Genomic DNA, 16,370 nt, shown 5'->3' with positions numbered 1-16,370 from the left:
ACATCGCACCCACCCGTTCCTCATCCACGTCCACACAGAAACCGGGGCCGATGATCAACGCGTACGAGGACCCCGGCACACCCGACCGCCGGGGCGGCGCCCACTACCTGTGGTGGCTGGTCAAGCAGCAGGCCGGCCGCTCCGCCCTCGGTTCCCTCATCTCCTGCGCGTGGATGGTGCTGCTCGCCGCCACCCCGTACCTGCTCTCGCGCGCGATCGACGACGGTCTTGAACCCGGCGACCACCGGGCCCTGGCCGGCTGGACGGCCGCCCTCTTCGGTTGCGGCGCCTTCAACGCCTGGCTGAGCATCATGCGGCACCGCACGATGACCCGGGTCCGGATGGACGCCAACTTCCGCACGGTGAAGGTCGTGATGGCGCACGCCGTCCGGCTGGGGGCGGAGCTGCGGCGCCGGGTCGGTGCCGGGGAGGTCGTCACGATCGGTGTGGGGGACGTCCAGACGATCGCGGGGTCCCTGACGGTCATCGGGCCGGGGGCGGGGGCGCTCGCCGCCTACCTGGTGGTCGCCGGACTGCTCATGTCGGTCTCCCTGCCCATCGCGGCGGTCGTGCTGCTCGGGATGCCGCTGATCGCGGTGATCGTGGGGCCGTTGATGCGGCGGTTGCAGGGCACGGAGACGGAGTACCGGGAGCGGCAGGGCGTGCTGACCGCGCGGATCGCCGACCTCGCGGGCGGGCTGCGGGTCCTGAACGGGCTGGGCGGCAAGGGGCTCGTCGCCGACGCGTTCCACCGCGACTCGCAGCGGCTGCGGGCGCAGGGATACCGGGTGGGTGCGGTGACCAGCTGGATGCAGGCGCTCGGGGTGGGGCTGCCGACCCTGTTCCTCGCGGTGGTGACCTGGCTGGCGGCCCGGCTCGCGGCCCAGGGGGCTATCAGCGTGGGCGAGTTGGTGTCGGTGTACGGGTACGTCACCGTGCTGGTGCGGCCGATGTCGTACTTCGTCGACTGGGGGTACGAGGTCAGCCGCGGCCTGGTGGCGGCGCGGCGCGTCATCCGGTTCCTGAACCTGGAGCCGCTGCCGGACCACGGCACGACGGACGCCCCCGCCGAGCCCTCGACGCTGCACGACCCCGAATCGGGGGTGCGGGTGCCGCCCGGCCGGCTGGTCGCGCTGGCCGCCGACCGGCCGGCCGACGCGGCGGCGGTGGTGGACCGGCTCGGCCGGTACGCGCCGACCGCGGTGACCTGGGGCGGGATCCCGCTGGACGCGATCCCGCTCGCGCAGGTGCGGGCGCGGATCCTGGTCGCGGACCATGAGGCGGACCTGTTCGCGGGGCGGCTGAGGGAGCTGCTCGGCGGGCACGGGGACGTCGACGACGAGACCGCCGGGCGGGCGTTGCGGGCCGCGGTGGCCGAGGACATCGTGCAGGGCCTCCCGGACGGCCTCGACTCGGCGATCGACGCGCAGGGCCGCAATCTCTCCGGCGGTCAGCGGCAGCGGGTGCGGCTGGCGCGGGCGCTGGTGGCCGACCCCGAGATCCTGCTCGCGGTGGAGCCGACCTCGGCGCTCGACGCGCACACCGAGACCCGTGTCGCCGGCCGGCTCCGCTCCGCCCGCACGGGCCGCACGACCCTCGTCACGACCACCTCCCCCTTGGTCCTCGACCACGCCGACACCGTCCTCCACCTGGTGAACGGCAAGATCACCGCCACCGGCACCCACCACGAACTCCTGACGAGGGAGCCCGCCTACCGGGCTCTGGTGGCCCGGGACGCGGGAGAGCAGGGGGAGACACGAGGCGGGGGCACCCACGGCCCGGTGGCCGCGCCCGAGGCGAACGGTTCCGGTGGCGGCGAGCGTGCCGGTGCGGAGGTCGTGCGATGAGTGTGACGGGGGCGACGACGGGCAAGGCCGCAGCGGGCGGCGGTGGGCCCGCGCCCGATCCCTCCGGGCGGCTGCCCGTCGCCGGCGCGGCAGCCGTGCGGCGGGCGACCGTGCGGCTGGTGCGGGCGGACGGGCGGGCCTTCCTCGCCGTGCTGGCGCTGAACGGCGCGGCCGCCGCGACGGGACTGGCCGGCCCGTGGCTGGTGGGCCGGATCATCGACGAGGTGCGCGGCGGGGACGGCGTCGGGGCCGTGGACCGGCTGGCGGCGGCGATCCTGCTCTGCGCGGTGGCGCAGTTGCTGCTGGCGCGCTGGGCCCGCTACGTGGGGCACCGGTTCGGCGAGCGGACGCTGGCGCGGGTGCGTGAGGAGTTCGTGGACCGGACGCTGGCCCTGCCGGCGTCGGTCGTGGAGCGGGCGGGCACCGGCGATCTGACGGCGCGCGGCACGGCCGACGTGGACGCGGTGGGCAAGACCCTGCGCGACGTGGGCCCCGAGCTGCTGATCAGCTCGGTGCAGGCGCTGTTCCTGATCGGCGCGGTGTTCGCGCTGGACCCGCTGCTCGGGGCGTGCGCGCTGGTCGGGCTGAGCGGCATCGGGGTGGTGCTGCGCTGGTATCTGCGCCGGGCGCGCACCGGCTATCTCGCGGAGGGCGCGGCCGGTTCGGAGGTCGCGGAGATCGTCGCGGCGACCGCGTCGGGGGCCCGCACGGTCGAGGCTCTGCGGCTGGAGCGACGACGGATCACCGCGAGCCGTGACGCCCTGGAGGAGTCCCGGCGCCGCCGCTTCCACACCCTGTTCCTGCGCACGGTGTTCTTCCCCGGGGTCGAGATCTCGTACTTCGTGCCCCAGGCGCTCGTCCTCCTCGTCGGCGGCGTGCTGCTCGCGCGGGGCTCGGTCACCCTGGGCGCGGTGGTGTCGGCGGCCCTGTATCTGCAGCAGCTGAGCGGCCCGCTCGACGAGATCCTGATGCGGGTGGAGCTGTTGCAGAGCAGCGGCGCCTCCTTCGCCCGGGTGGAGGGGCTGGCCGGGGCGCCGCGCACCGGCTCCGCCGCCACCCCGGAGCCCGAGGACGACCGTATCGACGTACGGGGGGTGCGGTACGCGTACGAGCGGGGCGGCGAGGTGCTGCGCGGGGTGGACCTGACGGTACGTCCGGGCGAACGGCTCGCGGTGGTGGGCCCGTCGGGCGCCGGGAAGACGACGCTGAGCCGTCTGCTGGCCGGTATCGACGCGCCGACCGCCGGCACGGTGACGGTCGGCGGTGTGCCCGTCGTGGACCTCGGCCCGGAGCGGCTGCGCCGCCAGGTGGTCCTGGTCACCCAGGAGCACCACGTCTTCCTGGGCACGGTCCGCGACAATCTCCTCATCGCCGAACCGGCGGCCACGGACGAGGAGTTGTGGGCGGCGCTGTCGGCGGTGGGCGCGGACGGCTGGGTCCGCGACCTCCCCGACGGCCTCGGCACCCGCCTGGGCGAGGGCGGGCGCCGTACGGACGGCCCCCAGGCCCAGCAACTCGCCCTCGCCCGGGTGGTCCTGGCCGATCCGCACACCCTCATCCTCGACGAGGCCACCGCCCTGCTCGACCCCACCACCGCCCGTGACACCGAGCGTGCCCTCGCCGCCGTCCTCGAAGGCCGTACGGTCATCGCCATCGCCCACCGCCTCCACACCGCCCACGACGCGGACCGCGTGGCGGTCATGGAGGACGGCCTCCTCACCGAACTCGGCACCCACGAGGCCCTGGTGGCAGCGGACGGCGCGTACGCGGCGCTGTGGCGGCGGTGGCACGGGGAGGGGGCGGGGTGACAGGACTGCCGCACCGTGGCCGCTCCTGATTGAATCAAGGTGAACCGACGGGGGTCGTCATGGAGTTGGAGACCGTGCTCACGGTGGCCGGGCTGCTGGTCACCGTCGTGGCGATGCTCGTGGGCGTCGCGCTCGCCTACGCGCCCCAGCGGTTGGCCAGCCGGGAACGGAGCGTCGCGCTGTTCATCCGGACGCGGCAGCATCTGCGTTTGCGGAGACCGGAATTGACGACGGCGTGTCTCGGTGTCCACGCGGAGCACCGGGCCGACACCGAGCTGCCGCTGTTGACACGGCCCGGCTGGATCCCGCCCCGGCCCCTCCCGCTGGACGCCGTCCGGCTGACTCTGCGGGAGGCGCCGTCCGACGAGCGGGCGGCGAGTGCGCACACGACGCTGCGCCGTTACTGGCCCCACAGTGGGACCGCGGGACGCCTGACGGCGTACTCGGCGGCGATCGAGGCGTACGACCGCCCCGCCGTCTGGTTCAACGGGCCCTCGTACCGCCTGCTGGAGGTCGCCACGCGACCGGCGGGCACCCCGGAGGCGGGGCTCGACCTCACCCTTTCCCTGAGCCGCTACTTCGACGGTCTGGACACCGGCGAGGCCCTCGCGTACGAGGCGGCGCTGCGCGATCTGCGCGGCAGGGGCGGGGGCCGTCCGTCGGCCGGGCCCTACCGGCGCGGCCTGGGTGGTCCCTTCGCGCTGGGCGCCCGGGCCGCGCTCCCGGGAGTCAGCACCCTGACGATCCGGGTCGAGGACGGCCGGCCGTACTTCTTCCTGCACCGGCGGGAGGCGGGCAGGGTCGCGGTGGCCACGGGCATCACCCACGTCGTCCCGGCCGGTGAGTTGCAGCCGCACACGGACACCCTGCCCGTCTGGCGTTCCGACCTCGACCTGTGGCGCAACACGATGCGCGAGTACGCCGAGGAGTTCCTCGGCGCGGCCGACGCCACCGGCGACGGCGGAGTGACCATCGACTACGAGCGGGACCGACCGTACGCGGACATGCAGCGGGCGATGCGGGAGGGTCGGGCGCGCGTGCGGTTCCTCGGGCTCGGCCTGGACCCGCTGCCGTGGAAGCCCGAGATCTGCCTGGTCTGCGTCTGGGACGCGGACGCCTTCGACGAGATCTTCGCGGGGATGGGCGAGCGCAACGAGGAAGGTGTCCTCGTGGTGGGCACCCGCACCGGTGCGCACTACCAGGGCATCCCCTTCACGGAGGAGAACGTCCTGGGCTATGCGAACCACCTCGGCACCCTGGCGGCGGGGCGTACCTGCCTCGCGCTGGCCTGGCGCTGGCGACACGAACTGGGCCTGGGCTGACGGGGGCCCGGCGCCGCCCGGATCGACCCGGCAAGACCGAACACGCCTACGACAACGAGGAGTTCCCCGCCATGATGCCGCCGATGTGTGCCGTCTGCCCCGACACGCCGCACGCGGACAAGCCGCTCTCCAGGTTCACCCTGGTGTACTTCCGGGCGACCCGGACGTACGACGACGACTGGGTCGGTCATCCGGAGAACGCCGTCTGGTTCTGCGACGACCACGCACACCTGGCCGAGGGGCTGACCGACCTGACAGCCCCCGAAGCCCTGGCACGGATCCCCGCCAGGTGAACGCTCCGTATATCGAACACGATCAACCGGGCAACGGACCATTTCCGGCCAACTTATTGACGCGCTCCTGACAGGAAGCGCAATCTCCTGCAACGCTGCCCACAACCGCGGCACAGCAACCTCACAAGTAGCGCTCTCCCGTGCCGCGCGGCACCCCTCACGCATGTGGTTTCCCGTTCGTCAGTGCACACCTTGTTCTGCCCGGACGGCCACCAGTCGTCCGGTCTCCCCTGGCCGTGCGAACCGCGGCCACGCAGAAGGAGTCAGTGTTGAGACGTCAGTCCCACAGACGCACCTCCCACACCGGTAACACCTTCGGCCGCACCGCCCGTCGGCGCACGGCCGCCGGCGCGCTCGTCGCCGTCACCGCCCTGTTGGCCGCGGCCGTCCAGTCGGGCGCCGCCACCGCCGCCCCGGAGAAGGCACCGTCGGCAGCGGGCAAGGCCACCGGCACGGCCTCGGTCAAGCTCACCCCCGCCCAGCGGGCCGAGCTGATACGCGAGGCCAACGCGACGAAGGCGGACACGGCCGAGGAACTGAACCTCGGCGCCAAGGAGAAGCTCGTCGTCCGTGACGTGGTCAAGGACCGCGACGGCACCGTGCACACCCGCTACGAGCGGACGTACGACGGCCTCCCGGTCCTCGGCGGCGATCTGGTCGTCGAAAGCTCGAAGGCGGGCGAGACCGAGGGCATCGTCAAGGCCACCAAGGCGAAGATCTCCGTCCCGTCGCTGACGCCGGCCGTCAGCAAGGGCAAGGCCGAGAAGCAGGCGCTCGGCGCCGCGAAGGCCGAGGACGCCAAGAGCCCGGACATCAACCGCGCGCCCCGCAAGGTCGTCTGGGCCGCGAGCGGCAAGCCGGTCCTCGCCTACGAGACGGTCGTCGGCGGCTTCCAGCACGACGGCACCCCGCAGGAGCTGCACGTCATCACGGACGCCACCAGCGGCGCCAAGCTGTACGAGTGGGAGGCCGTCGAGACCGGCACCGGCAACACGGTCTACAGCGGCCAGGTGACCCTCGGCACCACCCAGTCCGGTTCGACGTACAACCTCACCGACGGCACGCGCGGCAACCACAAGACGTACAACCTGAACCGCGGCACCTCCGGCACCGGGACCCTGTTCTCCGGCCCCGACGACGTGTGGGGCAACGGCACCCCGTCGAACCTGGAGTCGGCCGCCGCCGACGCCCACTACGGCGCGGCGCTGACCTGGGACTACTACAAGAACGTGCACGGCCGCAGCGGCATCCGCGGTGACGGCGTCGGCGCCTACTCGCGTGTGCACTACGGCAACAACTACGTCAACGCGTTCTGGCAGGACACCTGCTTCTGCATGACGTACGGCGACGGCTCGGGCAACGCCAACCCGCTGACCTCGATCGACGTGGCCGCGCACGAGATGACCCACGGCCTCACGTCCAACACCGCCGGTCTGAACTACAGCGGCGAGTCCGGCGGTCTGAACGAGGCCACCTCGGACATCTTCGGCTCCACCGTCGAGTTCTACGCCAACAACTCCTCCGACGTCGGTGACTACCTCATCGGCGAGGAGATCAACATCAACGGCGACGGCACGCCGCTGCGTTACATGGACAAGCCGAGCAAGGACGGCTCGTCCAAGGACTCCTGGTACTCGGGTATCGGCTCGATCGACGTGCACTATTCCTCGGGCCCCGCGAACCACTTCTTCTACCTCCTCTCCGAGGGCAGCGGCGCCAAGACCATCAACGGCGTCAGCTACAACTCGGCCACCTCGGACGGCCTTCCGGTGACGGGCATCGGCCGCGACAAGGCGGAGAAGATCTGGTTCCGCGCGCTGACCACGAAGTTCACGTCCACGACCAACTACGCGGCGGCCCGCACCGGCACCCTCGCGGCCGCCGGTGAGCTGTACGGCACCACGTCCGCCGAGTACACGGCGGTGCAGAACGCCTGGGCGGGCATCAACGTGGGCACCCGGCCCGGCGGTGGCGGGGGCGGCGGTACGTCGTTCGAGTCCACGACCGACGTATCGATTCCGGACAACGGGGCGGCGGTCACCTCGCCGATCACGGTCTCCGGCCGGACCGGAAACGCACCCTCCAACCTCGCGGTCGCCGTGGACATCGTCCACACCTACGTCGGTGACCTCCAGGTCCAGCTGGTCGCCCCCGACGGCACGGCGTACACGATGAAGGCGTACGGCACCGGCGGCAGCTCGGACAACCTCAACACCACGTACACCGTCAACGCCTCCTCCGAAGTGGCCAACGGCGTCTGGCAGTTGAGGGTCCAGGACAACGCGGCGCAGGACACCGGCTACATCAACAGCTGGAAGCTGACGTTCCCGTAGACCGGCTCGGGCGCACGCGCGGGTCACCCCCGCGCACCCGCCTCCCGTTCCTGAAAGGCGCCGCCCCGGTGGGTCGATTCCCGCCGGGGCGGCGCCCGTTCATGTTCCCGCAACATTCACCGGACAGTTGACTTTCGGCCAACATCATCACCCCCTCCTGACATGAACACGACTCAGGTGTCACTCTTCCTCCACCCGCCGCACCAGCATCCCGGCAACTCCCCCACATAAGGAGCTCGTGTGACTCCCCGACGTCCTCTCTACGCGCGTCACAAGCGCACCACGCTCGCCGTCGCGACCGCCGTCGCCGCCGGCGCGCTCCTCACCACCGGCCTCACCTCCGGTGCCACCGCCCAGCCCGCGCCGGTCGCGGACAAGGCCAAGCCGGCCGGAGCCCCCGTCCTGCTGACCCCCGCCGCGCGCACCGCCCTGATCAAGGAGGCGGACGCGGCCACGCCCGAGACCGCCGACGAGATAGGCCTGGGCGCCAAGGAGGAACTGGTCGTCCGTGACGTCCTCAAGGACGCCGACGGCACGGTCCACACGCGCTACGAGCGCACCTACGGCGGCCTCCCGGTCCTCGGCGGCGACCTCGTCGTCCACGAGTCCAAGGCCGGCGACATCAAGAGCGTCAGCAAGGCGACCACCGCCTCCGTCAAGGTCTCCGACCTGACCGCGGACGTCACCAAGGCCACCGCCGAGAAGCAGGCGCTGAAGGCCGCCAAGGCCGAGGGCTCCACCAAGACGGCGGCCGACAAGGCCCCGCGCAAGGTCGTCTGGGCCGCGAGCGGCAAGCCCGCCCTCGCCTACGAGACGGTCGTCGGCGGCTTCCAGCACGACGGCACCCCGCAGGAGCTGCACGTCGTCACCGACGCGCAGACCGGCAAGAAGCTGTACGAGTGGGAGGCCGTCCAGACCGGCAGCGGCAACAGCCAGTACAACGGCCAGGTCACCATCGGCACCTCGCTGTCCGGCTCGACGTACCAGCTGAACGACGCCTCGCGCGGCGCCCACAAGACGTACAACAAGGCGCGCGCCACGTCCTCCTCGGCCGGCACGCTCTTCACCGACGCGGACGACGTCTGGGGCACCGGCACCGCCACCAGCTCCTCCACCGACCAGAACGCCGCCGTGGACGCCCACTACGGCGCCCAGGTCACCTGGGACTTCTACAAGAACGTCCTCGGCCGCAACGGCATCAGGAACAACGGCGTCGCCGCGTACTCCCGGGTCCACTACGGCAACGCGTACGTCAACGCCTTCTGGTCCGACAGCTGCTTCTGCATGACGTACGGCGACGGCGCGGGCAACACCAAGCCGCTCACCTCGCTGGACGTGGCCGGGCACGAGATGACCCACGGCCTGACCTCCAACACGGCCGGCCTGAACTACAGCGGCGAGTCGGGCGGCCTCAACGAGGCCACCTCGGACATCCTCGGCACGGCGGTCGAGTTCTACGCCGCCAACGCCAAGGACCCGGGCGACTACCTGATCGGTGAGAAGGTCGACATCCGCGGCAACGGCACCCCGCTGCGTTACATGGACCAGCCGAGCAAGGACGGCTCGTCGGCCAACTACTGGTCGTCGTCGCTCGGCAGCCTGGACGTGCACTACTCGTCGGGCCCGGCGAACCACTTCTTCTACCTCCTCTCGGAGGGCAGCGGCGCCAAGACGATCAACGGGGTCTCGTACAACTCCCCGACCTCCAACGGCGCCACGATCACGGGCATCGGCCGCGCCAAGGCCGTCCAGATCTGGTACAAGGCGCTCACGACGTACATGACGTCGACGACCAACTACAAGGGCGCCCGCACGGCGACCCTGAACGCGGCCTCCTCGCTCTACGGCGCGAGCAGCGCGGAGTACGCGGCGGTGAACGCGGCGTGGGCGGCGGTCAACGTCACCGCGTGACACACGGCTGACCCAGGGGCGGTACCCGGCGAGAAGGCGACTCCGGGTGCCGCCCTAGTCTGTGCGCCATGCCCGAAACCACCGGCCCGCTCCCCGAGGGCCCCTTCACCTACGAGGCCGTCGGCGCGACCCGCGAGGGCCACTGCCCGCCCGACTTCAGCCCCCTCCACGTCCGCTCGCGCATAGGCGAGGGCACGGACGTGTTCGAGCGCGCCGCGCACGCCGTCCACACCTGGGAGATGCACCGCGCGCTGGGCGTCGGCATAAGCGCCTCCGCCCCCGAGGCGGCCCCCGGCGTCGACGTGACGGTCACCCTGGGCGGCGTGATCAAGGCCCCCTGCCGCGTGGTCTGGACGGTCGACGAACCCCGCCGCAAGGGCTGGGCCTACGGCACGCTCCCGGGCCACCCCGAATGCGGCGAGGAGTCCTTCGTGGTCGACCGCACGGGCGACGGCACGGTCTGGCTGACGGTGACGGCCTTCAGCCGCGGCGCGAAGTGGTACGCACGGGCGGGCGGCGCGGCGACGCGGGGGCTGCAGCACGCGTACGCACGACGGTGCGGGGTGGTGCTGCGGAGGCTGGCGGGGAACCTCAAGGACTGAGGCGGGCGTCTCAGGCACCGGGGCGCGGCAGGTGACCCTGAACTCCGCTGGACAGCGTACGTACGGGGGTGTCGTGAGTCAGGTGCGGTACGGCGAACGGTCGAGGAATCCGCTGGCGCGGACCGTGGAGTTGACCGAGGAGCATCTGCGCAGGGGCGGCAGGACCACGCCGCTGAGCGAGCTGAACCTCGGCGCCATGGCCGAGGCGTTCCAGCGCGGGTACTGGGTCGGGGGCGGCGGGACGGAACGACCGCTGACGCGGCTGCCGAACGGCCCCGGCGTCGTTCCGGTGACCCGTGTCACCGGTACCTCCACGCCGGTGAAGGTGCGGCAGGCCGCCGAGTTCGCGCATCGGCTGGGGGAGTTGGCGGTACGGCGATGCGGTGGACCGGCGCAGGTGGCCGCCCTGGCGGACCGGGCCCGGGCCGAGGGCGTACCCCTGTGGATCGCGCGGCGGTACGCGGCGGGCCCCGCCGGTCCGGTGACCGTCGCCGTGGACCGGCGTCTCGTACGCGTCGACGTGTGGGGGCCGCACGCTCCCGTCGTACGGATCCGGGCCCCGCGCGGCTTCCACAGCGGCGCCCCGGAACCGTCCAAGGGCCTGCTGCTGACCGTCGGCGACGTCACGGCCCCCCTCGTCCTCACCAAGCGGCTGCGCAAGTCGAAGAGCTCCGTGGACGTGCGGCTGCCCGGCGGCCACTGGGTGCTGCGCCGGGAGAGCGGGACGAGTTCATGGCTGCTGCGCGACGAACGCCGCGTCGCCCTGCTGACCCGTCCACCGCGCCGCCAGGTGCTCGACCCGGGCGCGGTGCTGCTGCCGCTGGCACCCGTGCACCATGAGAGCGCCGATCCCCTGGACGCCGTCATGGCCCATGTCTTCTCCGTCGCCTTCGGGCTCGGGGACACGACAGGCCTGGCCCGCTTCCCGGCGAACCGCAAGCGCCCGGCGCGCGAGAGCGAACCGATCGCCCTCGACGAATGGTGGGACCGCACCTGGTTCAGCAACCTAGGCGACAGCAGCGACGACAACGAGCCCGGCGGCGGCGACGGCTGGGGCTCGGACGGCGGAGACGGCGGAGACTCGGGCGGCGGCGACGGCGGGGGTGGCGGGGACGGCGGCGGGGGTGGCGGGGGCGGCGACTAGGTGGCCGACCGGCTGAACGGACTCGATCGCTCTGTGAGGCCGCAACTTCAGTCCGGCTCGCCTTCGTCTCCGATGAGCGACGTCACCATCGTGTCGAGGCGCTCGTCGCTGACCTGAGGAACAGTCCAGTTGTTGCTGCGCGCGTGCGCGACGAACGCCGGGTCGAGCTCCACGTGGTGGCGACCCACGTAGTGGGCCAGGTCGGAGTACCACAGCCAATGTCCGTCGGTGAGCAGGTGCAGGCCTCCGATGAACGCGCCTGTTTCGCTCAGCACGTCAGGCACGGCTGAAGGCGTGGCGATCACAGTGGCGCCGGCACGCAGGTACCGAACCAGATCGCCTTCACCCTCCGACGGCGCCAAACGCGCAGCAGCTCGGATCGACGGCCCGTCCGGACTGCCGTACTCCAACTCCCTGAAGCCGCCGACGAGAGGGAATTCGTCGGAGATCACCCGGCCGAGCCTAGAGCACCCTTCGAGAGGCTACCGACCCAGATCTCAGACGCGGCCTCAGCGGCGCGTTTCTCGGTCGCTTCGCCGGTCGGCGGCGGGCGAGGTGGGGCGTGCTCACCTCGCCCGCTCGGGTCACCGCATCAACACCCCCGCCCCCTCCCCCAACTCCTCCGAAGGCACCACCAACAGACCCAGTTCGGCGGCGGAGGCCAGCAGGCGGTGGGTCGGGAGGATGCGGACCGTGTAGCCGAAGGAGCCCGTGCGGTCCAGGGAGAGCGGGCCCTCGTAGATCCAGCGGCCCTCGTCGTCGGGGCCGCTCGCCGGCTTCAGCGGGACGCAGGTGGCGTCCGTGATGCGGTCGTCGGTGTCCACGCGCCCGGAGACCGCCTGGACCTCGACGTCGTCCGGGACCAGGTCGCCGAGGCCCACCCGGACGCGCAGCACCAGCGTCGCGCCCAGCTCGGCGGCCGTGCTGAGCGGGGCCGCCGAGGTCTCCACGTGGTCCACGCTCACCCGGTGCCAGGCGCCCCGCACCCGCCCCTTCCACTCGGACAGTTCGCGGGCCGTGTCCGGGGTCAGGGCGCGGTGGGCGCGGGCGGCCGGTGTGTAGAGGCGGTCCACGTACTCCCGCACCATGCGGCCCGCCAGCACCTTCGGCCCCAGATGCGTGAGCGTCTCGCGGACCATCTCGATCCAGCGGTCGGGCAGGCCGCCCTGGCCCCGCTCGTAGAAGCGGGGGGTCACCCGCTGCTCCAGCAGGTCGTAGAGCGCCGCCGCCTCCACGTCGTCCCGGCGGTCCTGGTCCTCGTCCGTCGCCGTACCGTCCGCCGTCGGGATCGCCCAGCCGAAGTCCGGCCGGAACCATTCGTCCCACCAGCCGTCCAGGACGGAGAGATTGAGACAGCCGTTCAGGGCCGCCTTCATGCCGGACGTACCGCACGCCTCCAGCGGGCGCAGCGGGTTGTTCAGCCAGACGTCGCAGCCGGGGTACAGCTTCTGCGCCATCGCCATGCCGTAGTCGGGCAGGAACACGATCCGGTGGCGGACGCGCGGGTCGTCCGCGAACCGCACCAGCTCCTGGATCAGGCGTTTTCCGCCGTCGTCCGCCGGGTGGGCCTTGCCCGCGATCACGATCTGGATCGGGCGTTCCGGGTGGAGCAGCAGGTCCATCAGGCGGTCCTGGTCGCGCAGCATCAGCGTCAGACGCTTGTACGAGGGGACGCGGCGGGCGAAGCCGATCGTCAGGACGTCCGGGTCCAGCACGCCCTCGATCCAGCCGAGTTCTGCCGTACCGGCGCCGCGCTGCCGCCAGGAGGCGGCCAGACGTTCCCGGACCTCGACGACGAGTTGCTCGCGCAGGTCGCGGCGGAGGTCCCAGATGTCCTGGTCGGGGATGTCGCCGACGGCGTCCCAGCGCTCTGAGCCGCCGACCGACATGGCGTCCTCGGTCCGTTCGGCGCCGATCTGGCGGACGCCGAGCCGGAAGACCTCCGGGGCCACCCAGGTCGGGGCGTGCACCCCGTTCGTCACCGAGGTGATGGGGACCTCGTCCGGGTCGAAGCCCGGCCACAGGCCGGAGAACATCTCCCGGCTGACCTGCCCGTGCAGCAGCGAGACCCCGTTGGCGCGCTGCGCGAGCCGGAGCCCCATCACCGCCATGTTGAAGACGTTCGGGTCGCCGCCCGGGTACGTCTCCATGCCGAGCCCCAGGATGCGGCCCACGTCGATGCGCGGGAGTTCGGCGTCGGGCCCGAAGTGGCGGGCGACCAGCTCACGGTCGAAGCGGTCGATGCCGGCCGGGACGGGCGTGTGGGTGGTGAAGACGGTGCCGGAGCGGACCGCCTCCAGGCCGGCGTCGAAGTCGAGCCCCTCGTCGCCGAGTTCGGCGATGCGTTCCAGGCCGAGGAAGCCGGCGTGGCCCTCGTTGGTGTGGAAGACCTCGGGCCCGGCGTGGCCGGTGAGACGGCAGTACGTGCGTACGGCCCGGACACCCCCTATGCCGAGCAGCATCTCCTGGAGGAGCCGGTGTTCGCTGCCGCCGCCGTAGAGCCGGTCGGTCACCCCGCGTTCGCCGAGGTCGTTCTCCTCGACGTCCGAGTCGAGCAGCAGCAGCGGCACCCGGCCCACCTGGGCCTCCCAGATCCGGGCGTGCAGCCGGCGGCCGCCGGGGAGCGCCAGGCCGACCTGCGCCTGGCTGCCGTCGGCCTCCTGGAGCGGCACCAGGGGCAGTTCGTTCGGGTCGAGCACCGGGTAGTGCTCCTGCTGCCAGCCGTCCCGGGACAGGGACTGCCGGAAGTAGCCGTGCCGGTAGAGCAGGCCGACGCCGATCAGCGGGACCCCGAGGTCGCTGGCCGCCTTCAGATGGTCGCCGGCGAGGATGCCTAGGCCGCCGGAGTACTGCGGCAGCGCGGCCGTGATGCCGAACTCGGGCGAGAAGTAGGCGATGGCGGCCGGGAGTTCGGAGTTCTGCGCCTGGTACCAGCGGTCGCCGCCGACGTAGTCGCGCAGGTCGTCGGCGGCTGCGGCCAGCCGGCGCAGGAAGCGCCGGTCCTCGGCGAGTTCGGCCAGGCGCCGGACCGAGACGGAACCGAGGAGCCGCACGGGGTCGCCGCCGGAGGCGGCCCAGCGCTCGGGGTCGACCGACTGGAAGAGGTCACGGGTCTCCGGGTGCCAGGACCAGCGCAGATTGCGCGCCAGTTCGCTGAGCGGATGGAGGGGTTCGGGCAGGACGGGTCGGACGGTGAATCTGCGGATGGCCTTCACAGAGGATTCCACCTTCGCGCCAGGACGTACGGGCCGGGGGACGCACTCCGCTGTGCGCCGTTCGTCACCCCCCGACGGTAGCGGCGCGGGGGCCGTGGCAACTACGGCGCGTCCCTCCGTATGCGATTACGGCGCATCCGTACCCCGGCCGCCCGGCGGGGCAGTCCGGTCCGGGCCGTTCAGTCCTGAATTCGCCGCAACCCGGCAGCAACCTTCACATGTACCCCACGGGTGATATTGGCCGATTCCACCCCTCTGCGCGGCCTTGTGGCGCTTCACACCGCACGAGAGGCTTCCGGTGAACCCCGGTGTGGGAGCGCCGGGTCGAGGAGGGGGTTCTCAGACATGCACCAGCCGGCAGAGGCGAGAATCAGGCGTGCGCGCCGGGCGGGCGGGTTCACGGCGGTGATGACGGCCGCGGTTCTTTCGGCCATCACCCTGCCCGCGCACGCCGCACCGGAGGGGTACGTCCACGGCGCCGGTGACCCCGGCTCCGTCAACGGCAGTTACATCGTCACCCTCGAACCGGGAACGAGGGCTCCGTCGACGGCGGGAAAGCGCATAGCGTCGAAGTACGGGGCGAAAATACGCCATATGTACAGCGCCGCCCTGAACGGCTACTCCGTGACTGTCGGTGAGAGGCAGGCCAGGCGGCTCGCAGCCGACCCCCGTGTGGCGTCGGTCGTCCAGGACACCCAGGTCACCCACGACGGCCGCCGGACCGACCCGCCCTCGTGGGGCCTGGACCGCGTCGACCAGCCGGACCTGCCCCTCGACAGGAGCTACACCTGGCCGAGGTCGGCGGGCAGGGGCGTCACCGTGTACGTGATCGACACCGGGATACGGGTCACCCACAAGGACTTCGGCGGACGGGCGGGCAACGGCTGGGACTTCGTGCAGAACGACCGGACGGCACAGGACGGCAACGGCCACGGCACCCATGTCGCGGGCATCGTCGCCGGCACCGCGTACGGCGTCGCCAAGAAGGCGAAGGTGGTCGCCGTACGTGTGCTCGACGACGCGGGCGGGGGGACGACCGCGCAGGTCATCGCGGGTATCGACTGGGTCACCGCGCACGCGAGGAAACCGGCCGTGGCCAACATGAGCCTCGGCGGCCCGGGCAACGCCCAGCTCGATGCGGCCGTACGCAACTCCATCGCCTCCGGGGTCACGTACACGGTGGCCGCGGGCAACGACGGACGCGCCGCCGGCCGCTACTCGCCTGCCCGCGTCAAGCCGGCGATCACGGTCGGCGCCACCGACCGAGGGGACGCCCGCGCCGACTTCTCCAACTGGGGTCCGAGCCTGGACCTGTTCGCCCCCGGGAGGTCCATCACCTCGACCTCCTACCGGAGCGACACCGCGAAGGAGACGCATTCCGGTACGTCCATGGCAGCGCCGCACGTCGCGGGCGCGGCGGCCCTGTATCTGGCGGACCGGCCGCGGGCCGCCCCGGCGGAGGTGGCCGAGGCGTTGGTGGGGGGTGCGGTTTCGGGCAAGGTCAAGGACAGATATCCGGGTTCCCCGAACAGGCTTCTCCTCGTCGACAACCTGTAGGGGCCCGTAACACCACTGGTGAACGGCTCTTTACCGAGAGCGACTACAGTGACCGGCCTCGCCCCCTTCGGACGAGGCCGGTCTTGTGTGTAGACATACGCGTGAGTAGTTAACAAAGTGCCGGAATGCCCACCCGCACTGTGTGGGAAGGCTCCACCGGTACGTCCCGCTGGCCCCACCTCCCCACACCCTCATCCGCCCACCCACGTTGACGCGGACAGGAGCGGTCATGCCCGCCACGCACCACTCGTCACCACCCCCGACGACCAGTACCACCCCCGCCCCACCCGACGGCACCGCCGCGCAACCGGCCAGGCCGCCGGCTGCCGGGTGGGGTG

General features: G+C 72.0%; 11 protein-coding genes. 9 read left to right on the top strand and 2 right to left on the bottom strand.

Annotated features, from left to right (window positions below; all coding sequences use genetic code 11):
* The first annotated feature begins 50 nt into the window (after positions 1–50).
* From HW837_RS26370 to HW837_RS26335, 8 genes are all read left to right on the top strand, one after another.
* Positions 51–1,847 carry an ABC transporter ATP-binding protein gene (locus HW837_RS26370; protein ID WP_193382182.1) on the top strand — a complete coding sequence of 599 codons (1,797 nt, stop codon included), beginning with the start codon at positions 51–53 and terminating at the stop codon, positions 1,845–1,847.
* The gene (locus HW837_RS26365; protein ID WP_237270395.1) at positions 1,844–3,655 is read left to right on the top strand and encodes an ABC transporter ATP-binding protein; all 1,812 of its coding nucleotides are present in this window, start codon (positions 1,844–1,846) and stop codon (positions 3,653–3,655) included. Before HW837_RS26370 ends, HW837_RS26365 begins: the two co-directional genes overlap by 4 nt.
* Before the next feature lie 59 nt (positions 3,656–3,714).
* Positions 3,715–4,977, top strand: a complete 1,263-nt coding sequence (locus HW837_RS26360; protein WP_193382181.1) for a hypothetical protein — start codon at positions 3,715–3,717, stop codon at positions 4,975–4,977.
* A 71-nt stretch (positions 4,978–5,048) separates the two neighbouring features.
* The gene (locus HW837_RS26355) at positions 5,049–5,270 is read left to right on the top strand and encodes a hypothetical protein (RefSeq protein WP_045563242.1); all 222 of its coding nucleotides are present in this window, start codon (positions 5,049–5,051) and stop codon (positions 5,268–5,270) included.
* Between the two features lie 266 nt (positions 5,271–5,536).
* A complete protein-coding gene (locus HW837_RS26350) occupies positions 5,537–7,603 on the top strand; it encodes a M4 family metallopeptidase (RefSeq protein WP_371272014.1) in 2,067 nt (688 codons plus the stop codon).
* Between the two features lie 240 nt (positions 7,604–7,843).
* Positions 7,844–9,514 (top strand): M4 family metallopeptidase, encoded by a 1,671-nt coding sequence (locus HW837_RS26345; protein ID WP_193382180.1) that lies wholly within the window; start codon positions 7,844–7,846, stop codon positions 9,512–9,514.
* 68 nt (positions 9,515–9,582) lie between these two features.
* Entirely contained in the window at positions 9,583–10,116 is a 534-nt protein-coding gene (locus HW837_RS26340) for a DUF1990 family protein (RefSeq protein ID WP_193382179.1), read from the top strand.
* A gap of 73 nt (positions 10,117–10,189) precedes the next feature.
* Positions 10,190–11,260 carry a hypothetical protein gene (locus HW837_RS26335; protein ID WP_093792354.1) on the top strand — a complete coding sequence of 357 codons (1,071 nt, stop codon included), beginning with the start codon at positions 10,190–10,192 and terminating at the stop codon, positions 11,258–11,260.
* 47 nt (positions 11,261–11,307) lie between these two features.
* Here HW837_RS26335 and HW837_RS26330 read toward each other — a convergent pair whose 3' ends face one another.
* The gene (locus tag HW837_RS26330) at positions 11,308–11,712 is read right to left on the bottom strand and encodes a hypothetical protein (protein ID WP_045563237.1); all 405 of its coding nucleotides are present in this window, start codon (positions 11,710–11,712) and stop codon (positions 11,308–11,310) included.
* 132 nt (positions 11,713–11,844) lie between these two features.
* Positions 11,845–14,475, bottom strand: a complete 2,631-nt coding sequence (locus HW837_RS26325) for a glycosyltransferase family 1 protein (RefSeq protein ID WP_045563236.1) — start codon at positions 14,473–14,475, stop codon at positions 11,845–11,847.
* Between the two features lie 345 nt (positions 14,476–14,820).
* On the opposite strand from HW837_RS26325, the gene HW837_RS26320 reads away from it, so the two are divergent.
* On the top strand, positions 14,821–16,032 hold the full coding sequence (locus HW837_RS26320) for a S8 family peptidase (protein WP_193382178.1): 1,212 nt from the start codon (positions 14,821–14,823) through the stop codon (positions 16,030–16,032).
* Positions 16,033–16,370 lie beyond the last annotated feature (338 nt).

It is taken from the genome of Streptomyces caniscabiei (genome assembly GCF_014930365.1).
Lineage (GTDB): Bacteria > Actinomycetota > Actinomycetes > Streptomycetales > Streptomycetaceae > Streptomyces > Streptomyces caniscabiei.
Note: the sequence above shows the minus strand (reverse complement) of the source record. Positions and strands in the feature narration are given on the sequence as shown.

Coding starts and splice junctions, on each gene's coding strand:
- HW837_RS26355 (WP_045563242.1), top strand. CDS start 5,049: ATGATGCCGCCGATGTGTGCCGTCTGCCCCGACACGCCGCACGCGGAC.
- HW837_RS26370 (WP_193382182.1), top strand. CDS start 51: ATGATCAACGCGTACGAGGACCCCGGCACACCCGACCGCCGGGGCGGC.
- HW837_RS26340 (WP_193382179.1), top strand. CDS start 9,583: ATGCCCGAAACCACCGGCCCGCTCCCCGAGGGCCCCTTCACCTACGAG.
- HW837_RS26360 (WP_193382181.1), top strand. CDS start 3,715: ATGGAGTTGGAGACCGTGCTCACGGTGGCCGGGCTGCTGGTCACCGTC.
- HW837_RS26320 (WP_193382178.1), top strand. CDS start 14,821: ATGCACCAGCCGGCAGAGGCGAGAATCAGGCGTGCGCGCCGGGCGGGC.
- HW837_RS26365 (WP_237270395.1), top strand. CDS start 1,844: ATGAGTGTGACGGGGGCGACGACGGGCAAGGCCGCAGCGGGCGGCGGT.